Annotated in this window: 17 protein-coding genes; 8 read left to right on the top strand and 9 right to left on the bottom strand. The window is 66.7% G+C overall.

The features are described from left to right. Positions 1–179 precede the first annotated feature (179 nt). From ACXJLU_RS21930 to ACXJLU_RS21910, 5 genes are all read left to right on the top strand, one after another. Positions 180–2972 carry an RHS repeat-associated core domain-containing protein gene (locus ACXJLU_RS21930; protein ID WP_457334620.1) on the top strand — a complete coding sequence of 931 codons (2793 nt, stop codon included), beginning with the start codon at positions 180–182 and terminating at the stop codon, positions 2970–2972. A 512-nt stretch (positions 2973–3484) separates the two neighbouring features. Beyond that, entirely contained in the window at positions 3485–4342 is an 858-nt protein-coding gene (locus tag ACXJLU_RS21925; RefSeq protein ID WP_457334618.1) for an RHS repeat domain-containing protein, read from the top strand. 17 nt (positions 4343–4359) lie between these two features. Then, complete coding sequence (locus ACXJLU_RS21920) at positions 4360–4809, top strand: hypothetical protein (protein WP_457334616.1); 450 nt, start codon at positions 4360–4362, stop codon at positions 4807–4809. Between the two features lie 106 nt (positions 4810–4915). Beyond that, a complete protein-coding gene (locus ACXJLU_RS21915) occupies positions 4916–5407 on the top strand; it encodes an SEL1-like repeat protein (protein WP_457334614.1) in 492 nt (163 codons plus the stop codon). Positions 5408–5410: 3 nt separating this feature from the next. Further along, positions 5411–5776, top strand: a complete 366-nt coding sequence (locus ACXJLU_RS21910) for a hypothetical protein (protein ID WP_457334612.1) — start codon at positions 5411–5413, stop codon at positions 5774–5776. Positions 5777–5811: 35 nt separating this feature from the next. Here the strand turns inward: ACXJLU_RS21910 and ACXJLU_RS21905 are convergent, their stop codons facing one another. The 8 genes from ACXJLU_RS21905 to ACXJLU_RS21870 form a co-directional block, all read right to left on the bottom strand. Next, the gene (locus tag ACXJLU_RS21905; RefSeq protein WP_457334610.1) at positions 5812–6342 is read right to left on the bottom strand and encodes a hypothetical protein; all 531 of its coding nucleotides are present in this window, start codon (positions 6340–6342) and stop codon (positions 5812–5814) included. A gap of 178 nt (positions 6343–6520) precedes the next feature. Beyond that, positions 6521–7396: an ABC transporter substrate-binding protein gene (locus ACXJLU_RS21900; protein WP_457334608.1), complete on the bottom strand. Its 876-nt coding sequence runs from the start codon at positions 7394–7396 to the stop codon at positions 6521–6523. 144 nt (positions 7397–7540) lie between these two features. After that, the gene (locus tag ACXJLU_RS21895; protein WP_457334606.1) at positions 7541–8752 is read right to left on the bottom strand and encodes a D-amino acid dehydrogenase; all 1212 of its coding nucleotides are present in this window, start codon (positions 8750–8752) and stop codon (positions 7541–7543) included. After that, entirely contained in the window at positions 8749–9690 is a 942-nt protein-coding gene (locus ACXJLU_RS21890; RefSeq protein WP_457334604.1) for an ornithine cyclodeaminase family protein, read from the bottom strand. Before ACXJLU_RS21890 ends, ACXJLU_RS21895 begins: the two co-directional genes overlap by 4 nt. A gap of 26 nt (positions 9691–9716) precedes the next feature. Continuing rightward, the gene (locus ACXJLU_RS21885; protein ID WP_457334602.1) at positions 9717–11150 is read right to left on the bottom strand and encodes an amidase; all 1434 of its coding nucleotides are present in this window, start codon (positions 11148–11150) and stop codon (positions 9717–9719) included. Next, a complete protein-coding gene (locus ACXJLU_RS21880; protein ID WP_457334600.1) occupies positions 11147–11833 on the bottom strand; it encodes an amino acid ABC transporter permease in 687 nt (228 codons plus the stop codon). Before ACXJLU_RS21880 ends, ACXJLU_RS21885 begins: the two co-directional genes overlap by 4 nt. Continuing rightward, on the bottom strand, positions 11830–12480 hold the full coding sequence (locus tag ACXJLU_RS21875; RefSeq protein ID WP_457334598.1) for an amino acid ABC transporter permease: 651 nt from the start codon (positions 12478–12480) through the stop codon (positions 11830–11832). Before ACXJLU_RS21875 ends, ACXJLU_RS21880 begins: the two co-directional genes overlap by 4 nt. Next, positions 12480–13268 (bottom strand): amino acid ABC transporter ATP-binding protein, encoded by a 789-nt coding sequence (locus ACXJLU_RS21870; protein ID WP_457334596.1) that lies wholly within the window; start codon positions 13266–13268, stop codon positions 12480–12482. Before ACXJLU_RS21870 ends, ACXJLU_RS21875 begins: the two co-directional genes overlap by 1 nt. A 92-nt stretch (positions 13269–13360) precedes the next feature. On the opposite strand from ACXJLU_RS21870, the gene ACXJLU_RS21865 reads away from it, so the two are divergent. Beyond that, positions 13361–14458: a GlxA family transcriptional regulator gene (locus ACXJLU_RS21865; protein ID WP_457334594.1), complete on the top strand. Its 1098-nt coding sequence runs from the start codon at positions 13361–13363 to the stop codon at positions 14456–14458. A gap of 142 nt (positions 14459–14600) precedes the next feature. Further along, positions 14601–16409, top strand: coding sequence for a hypothetical protein (locus ACXJLU_RS21860; RefSeq protein ID WP_457334592.1), 1809 nt, complete (start codon positions 14601–14603; stop codon positions 16407–16409). 28 nt (positions 16410–16437) lie between these two features. On the opposite strand, the gene ACXJLU_RS21855 is transcribed toward ACXJLU_RS21860, so the two are convergent. Next, positions 16438–16692 carry a hypothetical protein gene (locus tag ACXJLU_RS21855; RefSeq protein WP_457334590.1) on the bottom strand — a complete coding sequence of 85 codons (255 nt, stop codon included), beginning with the start codon at positions 16690–16692 and terminating at the stop codon, positions 16438–16440. On the opposite strand from ACXJLU_RS21855, the gene ACXJLU_RS21850 reads away from it, so the two are divergent. Then, positions 16679–17968: an alanine racemase gene (locus ACXJLU_RS21850; protein ID WP_457334588.1), complete on the top strand. Its 1290-nt coding sequence runs from the start codon at positions 16679–16681 to the stop codon at positions 17966–17968. The two genes, ACXJLU_RS21855 and ACXJLU_RS21850, sit on opposite strands and share 14 nt — an antisense overlap. The last annotated feature ends 4 nt before the right edge of the window (positions 17969–17972 follow it).

Here is a 17972-nt window from a genome sequence, read left to right as displayed (position 1 = left end):
ACAACGGCCAGCCGGACCCACTCAACGGCAACGCGATCGCGAGCTGCGCGCCGGCGGAGGCAACCCTGCTGGATGGCCGGCCGACAGCGGCACTGTGCAAGCAGGTGACGCGGGCGACGACCGATGCAGACGGGCACCTCGGGTTCGGTGCCGCGCTGCAGCCGGGCACCATCGACACGGTGCGCACGTGGACCTACGACGCGGACGGGCGGGTGCTGACGGCCAGCATCGGCTCGGGCATGAGCCAGTACCTGCGCGCAGCGGCCACCACGGCCGACTACACGAAGGGCGACCTGCTGCGCATCACGGCGCCGAACGGCGAGGTGACCACCTTCGATCGGTACAACAAGTACGGCCAGGTGCTGCAGAGCACCCGCGACGGCGTGGTGACGACCTACACCTACGACTTGCGCCAGCGCATGCTGAGCCGCACCACAAGCACCCTGACGACGAGCTATGAATACGACGCCGCCGGCCAGCTGACGAAGGTGACGCTGTCCGACGGCGCCTGGGTCGGCTACGAGTACGACGACGCGCACCGCGTGGTCGCGGTGACGGACATCAAGGGCAACCGCATCGACTACGTGCTGGACAGCGTGGGCAATCGAGTCGACCAACGGGTGAAGGACCCGGCCGGCGAGCTGACGCAGAGCCTGAACGCACTGATGGATGCGCTGGGCCGCCAGCAGCAAGCCGGCGTGACGGATGCGGCGCCGGCATCAAACACCCTCCCGCCGCTGCCGGTGTCACCGCTGCCGCTGGAGCGCTACGAGTACGACGCGCAGGGCAACCGCACGAAGATCACGCGCGGGGCCGGCACGCTGAACCTGCAGACGCGGCTGAGCTACGACGCGCTGGAGCGGGTGAAGGAGGCGACGGACGCGAAGAACGGCAAGACGAGCTTCGAGTACGACGGCGGGCACCGCACGACGCAGGTGACCGACCCGAGGAACCTGGTGACGCAGTACCCGCGCAACGGCCTGGGCGATGCGACGCAGGTGATCAGCCCGGACACGGGGATCGAGAACCTGAGCTACGACGCCGCGCGGAACCTGAAGACCCGCACCGACAGCCGAGGCGTGCTGACGACMTACGGCTACGACACGAGCGACCGGCTGACCGGYGCGGTGTACACGCAGGCCGGCCAGCCGACGGAGACCGTGACGCTGGCCTACAGCCAGACGGGTGCGGGCTTCAGCTACGGGATGGGCCGGCTCACGAGCAGCAGCTATCCGGGCGGCTCGGCGCAGTACGGCTACGACGACCAGGGCGAGGTGGTCAACGATGTGCAGCGCGTCGAGGCGAGCACGGGCAGCAACTCGATCCAGCTGACCCAGACGGTGGCCTACGGCTACACGCTGGGCAACCTGAGCGGCATCGGCTACCCGTCGGGCCGGCAGCTGGGGCTGAGTTGGGTGGATGGCGAGGTGACCGGCATCACGCTGGCCGGCACGCCGCTGATCACGCAGATCGAGTGGACGCCGTTCGCCGGGACAGTGAAACGCTGGCGCTGGGCGATGGCCACAGGCCCGAAGGCGAACGAACGCTACTTCGACCTCGCGGGCCGGGCGATCCGCTACCCGCTGGGGGATGCGCTGCGCGATGTGCGCTACGACGAGGCGAGCCGCATCGTGAGCTTCACGCACCTGAGCGCGGATGGCACGGCGCAGCCAGCGCTGGACCAGCAGTYCGGCTACGACGAGAACGACCGGATCACCGGCATCACGACGAACGCAGCGAACTGGGCCATCACCTACGACCCGAACGGCAACCGCACGGGGCTGAGCCTGAACGGCAGCCTGAGCGCGTACACCGTGGAGGCGACGAGCAACCGGGTCGCCGGCACCACGAACCCGGCGCGGAGCTTCGGGTACGACAGCGCGGGGAACACGACCAGCGACAGCGCAGGCTACACGGCGACGTACAACCTGCGAGGCCAGCTCGCGACGATCACGAAGGCGGGTGTGACGACGCGCTACACCTACAACGCCGCCGGCCAACGGGTGCGCAAGGTGAGCAGCACGGGGCCCGACAGCACGGTGGTGTTCGTGCACGACCAAGCCGGGCACCTGCTGGGCGAGTACGACCGCAACGGTGCGGCGCTGCGCGAATACGTGTGGCTGCGCGACACGCCGATGGCGATGTTCATGCCCGACCCGGCGAACCCGAGTGGCGAGCCGCTGGTGTACTTCATCCACAGCGACCACCTGAACACGCCGCGGGTGGTGGTGGACCGCAACAACCAGGTGCGCTGGCGCTGGCTGGCCGAGCCCTTCGGCACGAGCGCGCCGGAGACCAACCCGAGCGGGCTTGGGGTCTTTACGCAGAACCTGAGGTTCCCGGGGCAGTATGCGGACCAGGAGTCGGGGCTGTTCTACAACTACCACCGGTACTACGCGGCTGAGGGTGGGCAGTACACGCAGAGCGATCCGATCGGGTTGGCGGGTGGGAGTGTTTCGACGTTCGCGTACGTCGGCGGAAATCCTCTGCTCCACGTTGATCCCACCGGGCTTGCACGCAAATCAGTTGTACTCAGGGAGGGCTATACGGGCGGCATCGATATCATCCCCAACACGCCTAGTCAATTTGAGATTCATGTGTTTGATCCCTTGGGTGAAGAGATTGGACTTTTCGGGCCATCCGGCTGGTTCAGTAAACATGGTCACAAAGGGCGCCCTCTCAGCTGCCCAGTGCCGGTAGAAAATCAGTTGAAAGGGCAAGCGATCGACATCATGAGGCGTTCGGGCGAACTTCCTCCGAAAGGGCAAATGAACATTAAAGGAAGTCGTTGGATGCGTAGTGTTCGCGGAATTGGTCCTGTAGCAACCATGATTCACTTCACAACATTCCCAGGGTGCATGGAGGGGAATACGGCGATGTGTATGTGCGAAGTTCAAAACGATATGATGGGTGGCAACCCCTATGCTTGTAGCAATCCTTGCGAAGACCCTGAATCGGACCAATGCTTATGAAATATATTAAAGACACCGCCGAGGGGTGGTTGCTTGATGATTACTTTTCATACCTCGAGTCGTGCGAAAAGATGGACGCGAAGATGAAGTCTTTTGCAATTGATCGCTCGAGATATGCTTTATCAAGCCCGGGGTCGCTACATGACGCTTGGCTTGATCGCTTGTCTTTGATCGAGGAAGCAAGTGGGAATCGACACCAAGTGCGGCCATTACGTATAGTTGCCGAATTCTTGGGGCCGTATCACGACCGGCGCTTCCGGCTGACTTATTCGGGAATAAAACAGTATGTGATGCGATGCGAAAAGTTGTCGAATGGTCATGGAGACTTGCTTATGCACGAATTCACAATGGACGACCACGGATTAGCTGCGCATGAGATGAGTTTCTCGAGCGGATCATCACTCATATTTGTTTTCGAAAGATTTGATTTCGAGGAGCAAGTGATCGAGCAAGCGGAGTAGTGCTGGTGGGGGTCCGAGCTCCGTGCGTGGCGAGGTCACCAAGCCGGGCACATGCTGGGCGAGTACGACCGCAACGGTGCGGCGCTGCGGGAATACGTGTGGCTGCGCGACACGCCGATGGCGATGTTCACGCCCGACCCGGCGAACCCGACGGGCGAGCCGCTGGTGTACTTCATCCACAGCGATCACCTGAACACGCCGCGGGTGGTGGTGGACCGCAACAACCAGGTGCGCTGGCGCTGGCTGGCCGAGCCCTTCGGCACGAGCGCGCCGGAGACCAACCCGAGCGGGCTGGGGGTCTTTACGCAGAACCTGCGGTTCCCGGGGCAGTATGCGGATCAGGAGTCGGGGCTGTTCTACAACTACCGGCGCCAGTACGACAGTTCGAAAGGTGGCTACACACAGAGCGATCCGATCGGGCTCGCCGGTGGCAGCCCGTCGACGTACACCTATGTCGACGGAAATCCGTTGCTCGGGACCGATCCCAATGGAACGAACCCAGCCTGGGCCGTTTATCGGTCTTGGCGAATCGGGCAGCAGATCGGCACAGAGCTATACCCCATCATTGAGCCTGGACTGTCTCCGCTGATCGACAGACTTTTCTTACCGGATCTGATGCTGGCGACCACGCCACCGGTTGCCGGTCCGTTGACAGGCGAGCAGGAGCAAGAGAAACAGCTCGACTACGAACTTTACAAGTGGCGATGTGACGACGACAAGCCGCCGCCCGGGCTCGACAAATGCGAGGCGGCCAAGTGGCAGCTTGAGAGGGCACAGCAGTGCTTGGCCCAACGCCAGAGATGGGACGACAAGTGGATGCCCGGTCGGCATGACCAAGCAATTCAAGATGTGACTAGGCGAGTCGCACGATGGGAGCGTGCCGTGAGAAATGAATGCAAATGTCCGTGAACCGATAGGAGCAAATGATGGCATCCAATTTCATGAAAATTCCAGGCTCGGATGAGTGGGGCCCGGAGTCGGGCGATCTTGACGTGGAGTACGCGCGCCAAATTTTCTTCGGAAAATCGGCGCAGCAGATGACCCCTTTGTTCGCGCGCAATGTCCTCGAGCGAGTGGATGAAATACGGTTCATGCCAGATGCGGCTTTCCCCTACTACATGCTGGCATTGAGGGACTACGTTCTGCTCGATTCGACAAAAGCGACCGATATGGCTCCTGATGCGGCGAGTTCATTCATTGGACTTATCGCTGAAAAGCTTGCACAGCATCGCGCGCTCATTCAACCGTTGATGGGCGAGCTTATTCCTGCGCTTGAGTACTTGGTCCGACACCAAGCTGAATACGGCGCCGAGGTCGATATTTATGGAAACTTCGCTGAGCGGGTCGCAGAGATCAAGCGTCTGCAGCAAGGCTGAATGCACTCTGACGCCTGAGGATGAAAGCTGAAAGAGGCGATGTCGCGGAGATCAAGCTGGACGGCATTTGATGGGCGTCCCGATCATCCCTCACGGAGGTTGAAGAATGGCTGACGAAGAGGCAGTGGAGCAAGCAAGGCACCTGGTTGAGCGAGAAAGCTATGCGGCGGCAGACGTCACTCTGCAGCCACTGCTGGCGCGCGAAGTTCCCGATGCGCTTTACCTCTATGCATGCTTCGGTTTGCCGAACGAAAGCGATGAGCAGTTCGAGGTCCGCCTATTCTGGTACTTGCACCAAGCAGCTCGACTGGCCCACCCCGAGGCGCTGTATTCGTTGGCAGTCATGCATGACTGCGGTGATCAAGCGGTCAAGAGTTCAGAGTTGGCTTCCTGCTATTTTCGACTGGCGGCGAACGCCGGTAAGGCCGAAGCGAAGTTGAGCTGCGGATTGGATCTCTTCTATGGAACGAACGGAGTGCTACCGGACGCCGGTCGCGGGCTTGAGCTTGTCAAGCAGGCTTGTGATGTTGGCGTCGAAGGCGCGCTGGGAGCCTTGGAAGGAATGTTGTCGGCACAAAGGCTCAATTTGAAAGGCTGACGCATGAGCGCATCAGTAGCACTCGTCCTCGATCCAGACTTTGGAGATCGACTCATTGCACTCGCGCAGAAAATGCCGGTGTGGGTCGTCTCAAGTCGAGCCAATGATGCTGCAGTCCATGTGGCGCGTGCCAAGTTCGGCGCAGATCGAATCACGATCTTGCGAGAGCGTCCCCGAGAAGGGCCGGAGAAACTCTTGGCGCGTGCGCTGCATGCCATTGACGAGCATCACGGTGAAGTCAGCGAGTCGATTCCCTACGACACGCTGTGGGTTCACGGCAGAGCCGTGATGCCGCCTCAAGATCTCGCATCTGAATTAGGCTTCAAGTCGATCACGGCGACCGCCGACGGTTTCAGGGCTGAAAAATAGAGCGCCTGTCCGCGAATCGCCTCCGCAGCCGCACCTCAGTGCAAGGTCGGCTTGACCGCTCGCCTGCCGCCGCTCTCCGACAGCAGCTCATCGAATTCGTCATCGATCGAATCCTTGAGCGCGTCGAAGCTGAGCTCGGCCCCATCGTCCGTCTCCTCATCCCCATCGACGAACAGCGTCTCCAGCGCCTGCATGCCGACGGCATGGCCGAGGTCCAGCGCCGCAACAGCATCGCTCGGCTGCTCGATCCACTTCAGCGGGCTCAGCTGCAGCATCCCTTCGGACGACAGCCCGAGCATCCAGCCGTATTCGAGCATCACCGCCTGCTGCATCGCCATCATCTGCTCGACGCGCAAGCCCGCGAGCTCGCGGGCCAGCATCGGCAGCAGCACCTGCGGCCTCACCGCGGTACTCGCGCCGTCGTGCTGCATCTGCAGCCGGCACAGCAGGCCGCCGGGGCCCCAGAACGCCGAGCTGTCCTGCAACGCAGTGGCGCCGCCCTGCGGCAGCCCCATCAGCAGGGACATCTCGGAGAGGAACTCATTCGAAGTGGTGGTGGTGTTCACGGTGGCAGGGCGTGCGGGGGTGGCTGATCGTGAAGCCAGTGTGCGTGCCACCGATGGGCGGTGCATCCAGGCAACCGAACGGTCGTACGTCGACCCGAAGATGGGGTCGGTCGCTTCGCATGAAAAAAGCCGGGCCCCTCGCGGGACCCGGCTGCTTCGGCAAGGCCGCTGGCTTCGGTCAGGCCGACGGCTTGCACGAAGGCAGCTTCCAGTCGGCCGGGCGGTCCACGCCGGCGCGCAGGTTCTGGCCCACCGGCACGAACCACACGTCCTGCACCAGGCCGTAGGTCTTGCCGATGTTGCGCAGCTCGCAGCTCTGCCACAGCTTCGCGATCTCGGCGTTGACGGCCTTCGCGAGTTCCGGGTTGTCCTTGTTCAGGCCGAACACCACCTGACCGAGGCCGGTCAGCAGCGGGAAGTCGGGCGACTGGTCGGTGAAGGCATTGAACTTGATGTGCCACTGCGGGTTGCGCGAGATCGCGTACTGCATCACCGGCGGGTCGCCGATCACCGCGTCGATGCGGCCGGCCAGCAGGTCGCGCACGGCGGCGTCCGAGGTGTCGTACAGCGCGAGCGTCAGGCCGCTGATCTTGCGCAGCTCGGGGATGAACGAGAAGCCGGTGATGGTGCCGACCTTCTTGCCTTCCAGGTCCTTCAGCTTGCTCCAGTTGTTCTTCTCGGTCTGGGTGATGCCGTTCTTGAAGTAGTGGATCGGGTCGCTCAGCGTCATGATCTTCGAGCGCTGCTCGGTCCAGCCCATCGTGCCGGCCATCACGTCGACGCGCCTGGCCTGCACCGACGCGATCGTGCCCGACCACTCCATCAGCGCCGGCTTCACCTTCAGCTTGGCCGCATCGCTGATGCGCTGCAGGATCTCGCCGTCGTAGCCGACCATCTTGCCGTCCTGGTAGCCGGTGCCGGGCATGTCGCCGGTGAAGGCGATGGTCAGCGCGCCTTTGTCGATGGTCTCGACCGTCTGCGCCAGCGCAGGGGCCGCGACAACCGCCAGCAGCGTGGCCAGCAGGGCAGCGATTCGAATGCGTCCGTTCAACATGGGGAACTCCTGAAAGTGTTGACGTTATGGGACTGGAACGGCAGCGAATATAGGGACGCAAGCCCCGCAGGGATGGCAGGCGCTGACACGTGAATTGCACGTTTGCGACATGCCGGGTAAGCCCTCGGGACCCGGATTGGTGCGTCAGGCCGCATACCGCTGCACCTCGCCCGCCAGCCGCTCGGCACTGCCCGCCGCGAGCGTCAGCCCGAGCGCGCCCTGGCCCGCGTTGACGAAGACGTTGGTGTCGCGCACGCGGCCGATGATCGGCACCGAATCGGGTGTCGCCGGACGCAGGCCGGCCCAGGTCTGCGGCGCGTCGAGTTCGCACAAGCCCGGGTACACCGCCTCGACACTGTCGACCATCGCCTGCACACGCGAGGCCGGCACCTCCAGCCCGTAGCCGGTGATCTCGGCCATCGCGGCCACGCGCAGCCGGTCGCCGAGCGGCGCGAACACCGTCTTGCGGCCCAGGTGCGTGACGCTTGCGGTCGGCCGGGCGCCGCCCTTGAACGGCACCGTGATGCTGTAGCCCTTGATCGGGTAGACCGGCAGGTGCAGCCCGACGCCGGAGGCCAGCGCCGCGGCATGCGGCCCCGCCGCCAGCACGAAGGCATCGGCCTTCAGCTCGCCGCGGTTCGACTGCGCGGCTGCATACCGCCCACCGTCGCGCACGAAGCCGCTGACCGAGGTGTCGAACGCCACCGTGCCGCCCAGCCGCCGCAGCCCCGCGACCAGTTCGCGGCACAGCAGGTAGGGGTCGGCCACGCATTCGTCCTCGGTCCAGATGCCGCCGGCGATCTCTTCGCGCGCTGCTGCCAGCGCCGGCTCGCGGTTGCGGCATTCGGTGGGCGACAGCACTTCCTGCCGGCAGCCGAACTGCGCCTGCAGTTCCACCTGCGCGCGCTGGCGCCGCAGCGTGTCTTCATCGGGGCACAGCACCAGCTTGCCGTTCTGCGCGAAGCCGAACGACCAGCGCTCTTCGCCCATCCAGCCTTCGAGCACGCGGCGGCTGCGTTGCGCGAGGTCGAGCAGCGCGGCCGTGCCGTGCAAGGCCGTCTCGCGCCGGCACGCGCGCAGGAACTGCAGGCCCCAGCGCCATTGCCGCCAGTCGGCACGCAGCCGGAACTTCACCGGCGAGTCCGATGACAGCAGCATCTTCGGCAGCGACTGCAGCCTGCCCGGCGAGGCGAACGGCTCCACATAGCTGTAGCTCAGTTGCGCGCCATTGGCGAAGCTGGTGCCGGTGCCCGGCTCGGGCGCCGCATCGACCAGCTGCACCTCGAAGCCGGCCTTCGCCAGCTGGTAGGCGCTCGCGCAGCCGATCAGGCCGGCGCCGACCACACACACCTTCATGCGGTGACCTCGTCCGCCGCCAGCAGCCAGCCGCCGCGCACCCGAGACAGCACCAGCTGCGCGGTCGCCACATCGGCCAGCCCGACGCCGACCGACTTGAACACCGTGATGCCCGGCCGTTCCAGCCGCCAGGGCTGCTGGCCACCGAACAGCTCCGGCAGGTCGACGTACTTCTCGGTCAGGTGGCGCTGGTTCCACAGCACGATCTCGCCGGCCTCGACCAGGCTCTGCTGCTTCCATTCGACGACGATGCGCGCGGCGCGGCTCATCGTGGTGTCGTCCAGCTCGCGGCCCTTCGGCGTGCTGGTGCCGATCGCGGCGACGAAGGCGCCCGGCGCCAGCCACTCGCCGTCGAACACCGGCTCGGACGAGCGGGTCGCGGTGATCACCACATCCGCATCGCGCACCGCCTTCTCGGCCGTCGTCAGCCGCACGCGCGCGCCGCTCAGCGACTGCAGCCGGTCGCACCAGGCCGGGTCGGCCTTCGGGTCGACGATGCAGATCTCGTCGAAGCGGAACAGCTCGCACAGCGCATGCGCCTGCGAGCGCCCCTGCAGCCCGGCGCCGAACAGCGCCAGCTTGCGCGGCGACGGCGCGACGGCCCGCGACGCGACCATGCGCGTGATCGATGCGGTGCGAAAGCGCGTCAGCTCGTTGCCGTCGAGCACCGCGACCGGCGTGTTGGTCGACAGGTCGAACAGGATCACCGCGAAGCTGAACTGGCCGGCCACCGTCGGGTAGACCTTGACGCCCGCCACGTTGCGCGCGGCCCAGATGCCGCCCATCGTGCTGAGCTTCATGCCGGCGCAGTCGGTGCGCTGGCGGCCGTGCACGGCCGCCTTGTCATGGGCCAGGTCCTGGAAGGCCTCGGCCAGCACCTCGGTGACACCGCGGAAATCGAGCAGCTCGGAAACCTGCGAATCGGTGATGTGAAGCATGGTGTTCGCTATGACGTTGAAGGGATTCAATCCAGCCCGCGCGGCACCGCTTCATGCCACGGTGTCGCCTTCTCGAACGCATGTGCGATGCGCAGCACCAGCGGCTCGGCCATCGGCTTGCCGACGAACTGCACCGAGACCGGCAGCCCCTGGCCCGACAGCCCCGCCTGCACCGCGACCGAGCACAGGTCGAGCAGGTTCACGAAGCGGCCGAAGCGCGACAGCGGCGTCGACAGCTCGTCGACCTCGCCGACCGGGATCGCGGTGATCGCGTTGGTCGGCATGAAGCACACGTCCACGCCCTCCATCGCGTCGAGCATCGCGGTGCGCGCCTTGTCGCGCATCTTCAGCAGCTCGATGTACTGCGCGGCGTCGATGTCCTTGCCGGCCAGGATGCGGCGCCGCACGTGCGGGTCGAACACCAGGTCCTGCTCGAACAGCTCGCCGAGGTTGGCATACCCCTCGGCGCTCATCAGCTTGCCGGCGATGCGCATCGATTCGGTCAGGCTCTGCGGCAGCGGCCGCTCGACCAGCTGCATGCCCAGCTCGGCCAGCGTCGACAGTGCGCGGTCGTACAGCGACAGCACGTCCGATTCGATCGAATGCCGTTCCGACGCCGGCAGCACCCACACGCGCGTGCCGGCCACGCCACGCTCGATGTGGTGGATCACGCGGCGCACCGGCGCGTCGGCACTCACCGGGTCGCGTGGGTCGGGCCCGGCGATCACGTCCAGCAGCAGCGCCACGTCGCGCACGCTGCGCGCGATCGGGCCGACGGTGTCGTGCGTCGGGCACAGCTCGACCAGGCCGTGGCGGCTCACCAGCCCGTGCGTCGTCTTCAGCCCGACCAGCCCGCACAGCCCGGCCGGAATGCGCACCGAGCCGCCGGTGTCGGTGCCGAGCGCGCCGCAGGCCAGGCCTGCCGCCACCGCCACCGACGAGCCGCTGCTCGAGCCGCCCGGCACGCGGTGCGTCTGCAGGTCCCACGGGTTCCACGGCGTGCCCATCACCGCATTGGTGCCCCAGCCGCCGAACGCGAACTCGACCGTCTGCGTCTTGCCGATGATCACCGCGCCGGCCGCGCGCAGCCGCTCGACCACCGTCGCGTTGATCGCCGAGACCTTGGCCGGCACCGCGCGCGAGCCGGCGCCGATCGGCCGGCCCTCGATCTCGAACAGGTCCTTGATGGCGATCGTCACGCCGTGCAGCGGCCCGAGCCGGATGCCGGCGCGCAGCAGGCCGTCGAGCGCGCGCGCCACCTGCCGTGCCTCGTCGGCATAGACCTCGACGAAGGCCTTCAGCTGCGGCTCGAAGCGGGCGATGCGCGACAGCTGGTGCTCCACCAGCGCCTCGCTGCTGACCTGGCCGTCGCTGATGGCGGCGGCGGTCTCTTCGAGGGTGGCCCAGGTCGGCGATTCGATGCGCGAGGTGTTGGTGTTGGAGTTGGTGCTTGTCGTCATGTGGTCCCCATGGCGCGCCGTCCGCGCGAGAGCCTCCTGCCCAGCAGGCGGGAGACCATCGACAGCGGGAACGCGATTGCGAAATAGAAGAGCCCGACCAGCACGAAGATGTGCAGCGGCAGGAAGTACTCGCTGGACATCGCGCGGGCCGCGAGCATCAGCTCGTCGGTCGCGATCAGCGCGCACAGCGAGCTGTCCTTGAGCAGCGAGACGTAGCAGTTGACGAGCGGCGGCAGCATCACGCGCAGCGCCTGCGGCAGCACCACCGCGGTGAACACCTGGCGCGGCGTGAGCCCGGCCGCGAGCGCGGCCTCGCGCTGGCCGCGGTGCACCGAATCGAGCCCGCCGCGGAACACCTCGGCCACGTAGGCGGCGCCCTGCAGCCCGAGCCCGAGGATGCCGGCCCAGTAGCCCGACAGCGTGAGCCCGAACGACGGCAGGCCGAAGTACAGCGCCAGCAGCAGTGCCAGCAGCGGCACCGCGCGCACGAACTGCACCACCGCGTTCGACGCCAGCCGCAGCGCCGGCGAGCGCGAGCGGGCCATCGCCACCAGCGGCGCCGCCAGCAACAGCGCGAGCACGAAGCCGAGCGTCGACAGCTCGGCGGTGACGCGCGCCGCCTCGAGCAGGCGCGGCCACCATTCGGGCAGGTACTCCCGATACACCTGGAAAAACGCGCTCATCGTCCCACCCCCAGCCGGCGTTCCATGCGGTTGAACATCCAGCTGACGGGGAACACGATGCTCGCGTAGAGCACCACCGCGCTGGCGTAGATCAGCGGCGTCTGGAAGGTCGACGTCACCAGGTTGCGGGCGTAGAACATGATCTCGGGCGCGGCGATGGCCGACGCGATCGAGGTGTCCTTGATCAGCTGGCTCGCGTAGTTGCCGATGGCCGGCAGCGTCAGCCGCAGCATCTGCGGCAGCACGATGTAGCGCAGCGCCTGCAGCGGCGACAGCCCGCAGGCGAGCGCCGCCTCGCGCTGGCCGACGTGCAGCGCGCGCATGCCGGCGCTGAACACGTCGCACAGCACGGCCGCGCCGACCAGGCCGAGGCCGACGATGGCCGCGCCCTTCGGCGAGAAGCGCACGCCGATCGACGCGAGGCCGAAGTACAGGATGAACAGGTGGGCGAGCGCCGGCACGTTGCGCATCCATTCGACGTACACGCCGATCGCGGTGCGGACCACGGCGAGCGCGGTGAACACATTGAGCAGCGCGAGCAGCAGGCCGAGCGTGAACGCGATCAGCGCGGCGCCGAGCGCGACCTGCGCGGCGGTGACGGCGCCCTCGAGCAGCGTCAGCACGATGGTGGGCAGGGCGTCCAGCATCACTTGGCCAGCCCGGAGGCTTCACCGACCTGGCCGAGGAAGGCGCGCGTGCGCTCCTTCACGGGGCGGTTGATCACGTCGGCCGCCGGGCCTTCCTCGACGATCACGCCGCCGTCCATGAAGATCACCCGGTCGGCCACGTCGCGGGCGAAGCGGATCTCGTGCGTCACCAGGATCATCGAGCGGCCTTCCTCGGCCAGCTCGCGGATCACGCCCAGCACCTCGCCGACCAGCTCGGGGTCGAGCGCCGAGGTCGGCTCGTCGAACAGGATCAGCTTGGGCTTCTGGGCCAGCGCACGGGCGATCGCCACCCGCTGCTGCTGGCCGCCGGACAGGCGCTCGGGGTACTCGTCGGCCTTGTGGCGCAGGTGCACCTTCTCGAGCATCTGCTCGGCCAGCTCGTACGCCTCGGCGCGCGGCATGCCGCCGGCCTTGATCGACGCGAGCGCGACGTTGTCGCGTACGTTCAAGTGCGGCCACAGGTAGAAGCCCTGGAACACCATCCCGATCTCGCTGCGTTGCGGTGCGAGTTCGCGGTCGCTCATGATGCGTTCGCGCCCGTCGCCGGTGCGCACCGTTCCGATGCGCTCGCCTTCGAGCACGATCTCGCCGCCGCTCGGCTTCTCGAGGAAGTTGACGCAGCGCAGGCAGGTCGATTTGCCGGAGCCGCTGGGGCCGATCAGCGAGAGCGTTTCGCCCCGCTGCAACTGGAACGAGATGTCCTTGAGCACCTCGGCCGAACCGTAGCTCTTCTTCAGGCCCTTGACCGTCAGCAGTGTGTCTTTCATGTGTCCCCGTCGTGCGTACTGATTGCGACGAAGGAGATGCTAGGGACGATCCCCGCAACGGCATGGCAGGGCGCTGCGGCTATATTGAACGGATGCGACATTCCGGGAAAACCCTGGCCGACGAACCGCGCACCGATGAGGCGCGCTCGCTGGTCGATCGGCTCGACCACAGCGAGCAGCCGAGCCGCCCGGGCAAGAAGTCGGCCTCGAAGGCCGAGTTGCGCGTCGGCATCCTGCTGTGGCCCGGTTTCCCGCTGCTGTCGCTGGCCGGCCTGTGCGATGGCCTGCGCCATGCCGCCGACCTGGGCGACCAGAGCCGGCAGAACCGTTGCTCATGGGCCATCCTCGGCACGCCCGGCGAATCGGTGACCGCGAGCTGCGGCGTGCGGGTGCCGGTCGACCTGCCGCTGTCGGCACCGGTCGACTACGACTACGTCGCGGTGATCGGCGGGCTGCTGCCGCAGATCGGCAGCGCCGACACGCGCTATGTGTCGTTCCTGCGCTCGGTGGCGGCGGCCCAGGTGCCGCTGATCGGCATCTGCACCGGCAGCTTCGTGCTGGCGCGCTTCGAGCTGCTGAACGGCCACGCGCCGTGCATCCACCCGTTCCATGTCGACGACTGGCAGGCGATGCACCCGGGCCTGGCGTTCGAGACGCGCTCGCACTATGCGATCGGCTCGAACCGCATCACTTGCGCCGGCGGCATCTCGATCGTCGAGCTGGCGGCCGAGCTGGTGCGGGTGCATTGCGGCGCCGATCGCGCGGCCAAGGTGGTGCACCAGATGACGGTGAACGCCGAGAAGACCGCGAGCCACGTGGCGCGCCGGCATGCGCTGGGCTACGAGTCGAGCGACCACGAGAAGCTGCGCCAGGCCATCGTGCTGATGGAGAAGAACATCACGACGCCGCTGGAGATCGCGGTGATCGCGCGGCTGGTGAAGTCGAGCAGCCGGCAGCTGGAGCGGGTGTTCCTCGCCGAGACCGGCGCGAGCCCGTCGGAGCACTACCGCAACTCGCGGCTCAAGTACGCGCGCTACCTGCTGACCACCACCGACCTGCCGGTGGTGACGATCGCCGGCGAGAGCGGCTTCTCGGACGCCTCGCACTTCATCCGGCACTTCCAGCAGCTGTACGGCATGGCGCCGGGGCGGCTGCGCAAGGCCCTCAGCGGGCCGACGCCGGCGGTCTGATGACGGCGTGATGACCGGAGGGGGTGAGAGGCGGGCGGCTTCGGTGGCGCGAACGCGGCTTCGCATGTCACGCAACCGTCAGTAACGTGATGGCAAGAATCGTTCGGGTACCGCCAACACCACCCCACCCGAAGGTTCTGCCATGTCAATTCCAACCGCGCCCTCCAGCGTCGCGCGCAAGTCCTCGACATCGTCGCTGCCGAATCCGGCCGACATCCCGCTGCCGACGACGCCGAAGCAGCCGACCCTTTCCCGCGCCAACTCGCAGCATGTCGAGAAAGCGGAAGACGCGGGCCTGCCGAAGCCCGTGAGCCGCAGCAACTCGCGCGGCAGCCAGAAGACCGGTTCGATGGCACCGCGCCGCTCGACGGACGCGGGCACCGTGAAGCGGGCCGCGACGCACGGGGCATTGACGAAGAAGACGCCGGCGAAGTCCGACACGCCGCCGCTGACCCGGTCGCCCGCGGAGATCACCGTGGCCGATGTCGAGCAGGCGAGGCAGGAGTTCCACGACGGCATCGACATGGATGTYGTCAACGCGGAGCTGGAGAGCTTCGTCGCCAGCGGCCACCGGCCCGAGGACGCGCTGGGCGTCGCGCTGCAGGAGATGTTCTCCCCGGGCGGCAACACGCCGGACCATGATGCGGCGGCCGCTGCACTGCGCGACCTCATCATCGAGGGGCATCCGCCGCGCGACCCGTCGGTGCATGACGACGGCTCGACCCCGCCGGCCCAACCGTCGCGGATGGACCAGGCCAGGCAGATGGCCTCGGCGGCGATGGCCTTTCCGGGCCGGGTGGCTGCCAACAAGGACTTCACCAGCACCTTGGGCAAGGGCCTGGCCTCGGGCGGCGTCGTCATCATGCGCAACATCCCGTCAGTGTTCATGTCGACGGCGGCGCGCCAGGGCGGCACCTTTCTGCTCGAGGCCGCACTTCAGAAGGGCAACGTCTCGTCGGAGGTCAAGGCCCTCCTGGGCTTTCTGTTCGGCCAGGGCCTCGCGCTCGGTCTGCTGACGGCCGGCCACGTGCGCGACAAGCGGGCTGGAACCGGCACGGCGTCGACCGCGCAGTCGCGCCTGATCATGGGCGGCACCTCGTTGGCCGCGGGCGTCGCCGAAATCATTGCGAACGCGCACGACGGCACGCTCGGCGACTCGGCCTCGCTGCACATCGGATTCACCCTCTATGCCGCCTGGCGAGACCCCGGGGTGCAGTCGTGGTTGCGACTGAACAACCCACACACCGAGGGCAAGTCGCCGGACCGGAAACACTTCGGTGCGATGAGCCTGTTCTACATGCTGGACCAGGCCTTCGTGAGCTTCGGCATGTCGAGGCTGGCGTCGCCGTCGGGCCCGGCCGCCTGGCATGCAGGGACGAGCGCCGCCGATCAGGTGAAGAACGCCCTCATCCGCGGCGGCCTGAACCTGCTCGGCGAGGTCGGCGAGGATCTGATGTTCCAGGGAATCCCGGCGCTGCGCTCGGCCATGAACGCAGGCGAGGACACCCACGCGCTGGAACTCAACATCAAGAACGTCGGCTTGCAGAAGGGCTACCTGGCGAACACGGCCTTCGGCCCCTGGGCCGTGCGGACGGCCATTCTGGCGCTGACCATCAGCTTCCTGTCGGTCATCGGGCCTTCCATGGCCAGGAAGCCCACGATGGTGCAGGATCTCTTGAGCGCGCTGGCCGGCGCGGTCTGGAGCGGGGTGCTGTACTACGACTTCGCGAACGCAGGCGCCGCGCAGCCGGATCCGGAACGCCGGGCCAGGATCGAGGATGCCGAATCCGCCGGCGCCGGAGATCGCGACAGTGACACCGCCAGCGTGAGCACCTACGCGCACCCGAATGTCGACATGACGAACGAGGCGACCGTCAACCGGCAACAGGACATGCAGCTGACGCTGCGCCGGCCCGGCCCGCAGGACGCGTCGACCTCGTCGGCCGCCTGAGCGCGCGACGCCGCCATCGCCTTCTTCGTCACCCTTCCATCCGAACAGAAAGGTCCGACATGTTCAGCACCTTTTCAGCCAGGCGCAACAACGCCGAAGCGTTCAGCAGCCGCGTGATCCATCCCGAATCGTCGAGGCAAGGCACCGGCACCGAGCCGAGCTGAGCCGAGGCGGCCGAGGCCGCAGAAGCAGTCGCCGCGGAGAAGGCCACCGACGCCGCGCAACGACGTACCTTCATCCGCGCCCGCGCCACCATCGACTGCGGTGCGATGCGGCGCAACATCCGCCTTGGCCTGGCCATGATCGGCGCCGGCCCTCGCCCGGACTACAGCGACCCGACTGCCACCGAACCCAAATGGATCCCGGGCCGGCGCATGGCCGCCGTCGTCAAGGCCAGCGGCTACGGCCTGGACCAGACCCAGGGCCCCGGCATGGACGAGGAACGCGTCAAGATCGCGATGGTGGCCCTCTCCGAAGGCTGCAGAGACTTCTTCGTGGCCAGCGCCGGGGAAGCGGCGGACCTGCGCGCGGCGCTCAAGGCGCAACGGCCGGACCTGGAGAAGGGCGTCGCGATCAACATGCTCGATGGCATCGCCCCCGGTGAAGACCTGCGCTACCTGATCAACCACAAGATCACGCCGGTGCTCAACGGCGTCGACGAGGTGAAGATGTGGAACGCGGCAGGCGAGGCGGCGAACCGCAAGCTGCCGGCCGTGCTGCAGTTCGATACCGGGATGACGCGCGCCGGCATCCGCGACAAGCGCGTGGCCGACCTGGCCGAGCTGTGGCGCTCGGGGCAGTTGCCCAACCTGGACATCAAGCTGGTGATGTCGCACCTGTCCGACTCCGACATCGCGCAGCCGCTCGAGGGCTCGACGCTGTACGAGCATGTTGCCGGCCACAAGACGCAGCAGCAGCTGGAGACGTTCAACTGGATCGCCGAGCAGTTCCCCGGCATCGACGAATCGATCGGCGCCTCGTCGACGGTCTTCCTCGGCAAGGAGCTGCACAAGGACATGGTGCGCATGGGCGCGACCTTCCACGGCCAGGCACCGTTCGGCGATGAGAACCATCCGCTGGAGCCGACGCTGAAGATCGAGGCCAAGCTCCGCCAGGTGGATGTCGCCGAGACGGGCTCGCAGATCGGCTACGGCAGCAACTACACGGTGAAGGGCGACCCGGAAGTGCACGGCGCGATCGCCTGGGGCTACACCGAAGGTGCACCGAGGCGCAGCAACGGCAACAAGGAGGGGGACCCGCCGCGTCCCCACGCGCTGGTCGGACAGCACAAGGCAGAGTTCATCGGCTCGACCTCGATGGACCAATCGCAGGTCAAGCTCGACGACGTGCCGGCCGACCTGCGCAAGCCGGGCCGGATGGTGACCGTGCTCGGCGACGGCATCAGCGTCAACCAGTTCTCGAAGATGCACGGTTCCGGCGTCTCGGAGCTGAGCGTCAAGCTCGGGTCGCGCGTGGAGAAGGTCTACCTGGACGAGGGCGCACCGTCGCAGGTCGGCGAGCCGTTCGTCGACGATTCGCCGCACGCCTGGAAGGACTGACGGA

This window comes from Rhizobacter sp. P5_C2 (assembly GCF_054049715.1).
The sequence above is the reverse complement of the archived record's forward strand: the minus strand, read 5'-3'. Positions and strand labels throughout refer to the sequence as shown.

Excerpts from the sequence above, each read along its gene's own strand:
- ACXJLU_RS21895 (WP_457334606.1), bottom strand. The coding sequence starts at position 8,752 with ATGAAGGTGTGTGTGGTCGGCGCCGGCCTGATCGGCTGCGCGAGCGCC.
- ACXJLU_RS21855 (WP_457334590.1), bottom strand. The coding sequence starts at position 16,692 with ATGTTGCGCCGCATCGCACCGCAGTCGATGGTGGCGCGGGCGCGGATG.
- ACXJLU_RS21850 (WP_457334588.1), top strand. The coding sequence starts at position 16,679 with ATGCGGCGCAACATCCGCCTTGGCCTGGCCATGATCGGCGCCGGCCCT.
- ACXJLU_RS21875 (WP_457334598.1), bottom strand. The coding sequence starts at position 12,480 with ATGCTGGACGCCCTGCCCACCATCGTGCTGACGCTGCTCGAGGGCGCC.
- ACXJLU_RS21870 (WP_457334596.1), bottom strand. The coding sequence starts at position 13,268 with ATGAAAGACACACTGCTGACGGTCAAGGGCCTGAAGAAGAGCTACGGT.
- ACXJLU_RS21910 (WP_457334612.1), top strand. The coding sequence starts at position 5,411 with ATGAGCGCATCAGTAGCACTCGTCCTCGATCCAGACTTTGGAGATCGA.
- ACXJLU_RS21885 (WP_457334602.1), bottom strand. The coding sequence starts at position 11,150 with ATGACGACAAGCACCAACTCCAACACCAACACCTCGCGCATCGAATCG.
- ACXJLU_RS21865 (WP_457334594.1), top strand. The coding sequence starts at position 13,361 with ATGCGACATTCCGGGAAAACCCTGGCCGACGAACCGCGCACCGATGAG.
- ACXJLU_RS21925 (WP_457334618.1), top strand. The coding sequence starts at position 3,485 with ATGCTGGGCGAGTACGACCGCAACGGTGCGGCGCTGCGGGAATACGTG.
- ACXJLU_RS21920 (WP_457334616.1), top strand. The coding sequence starts at position 4,360 with ATGGCATCCAATTTCATGAAAATTCCAGGCTCGGATGAGTGGGGCCCG.
- ACXJLU_RS21890 (WP_457334604.1), bottom strand. The coding sequence starts at position 9,690 with ATGCTTCACATCACCGATTCGCAGGTTTCCGAGCTGCTCGATTTCCGC.
- ACXJLU_RS21915 (WP_457334614.1), top strand. The coding sequence starts at position 4,916 with ATGGCTGACGAAGAGGCAGTGGAGCAAGCAAGGCACCTGGTTGAGCGA.
- ACXJLU_RS21900 (WP_457334608.1), bottom strand. The coding sequence starts at position 7,396 with ATGTTGAACGGACGCATTCGAATCGCTGCCCTGCTGGCCACGCTGCTG.
- ACXJLU_RS21880 (WP_457334600.1), bottom strand. The coding sequence starts at position 11,833 with ATGAGCGCGTTTTTCCAGGTGTATCGGGAGTACCTGCCCGAATGGTGG.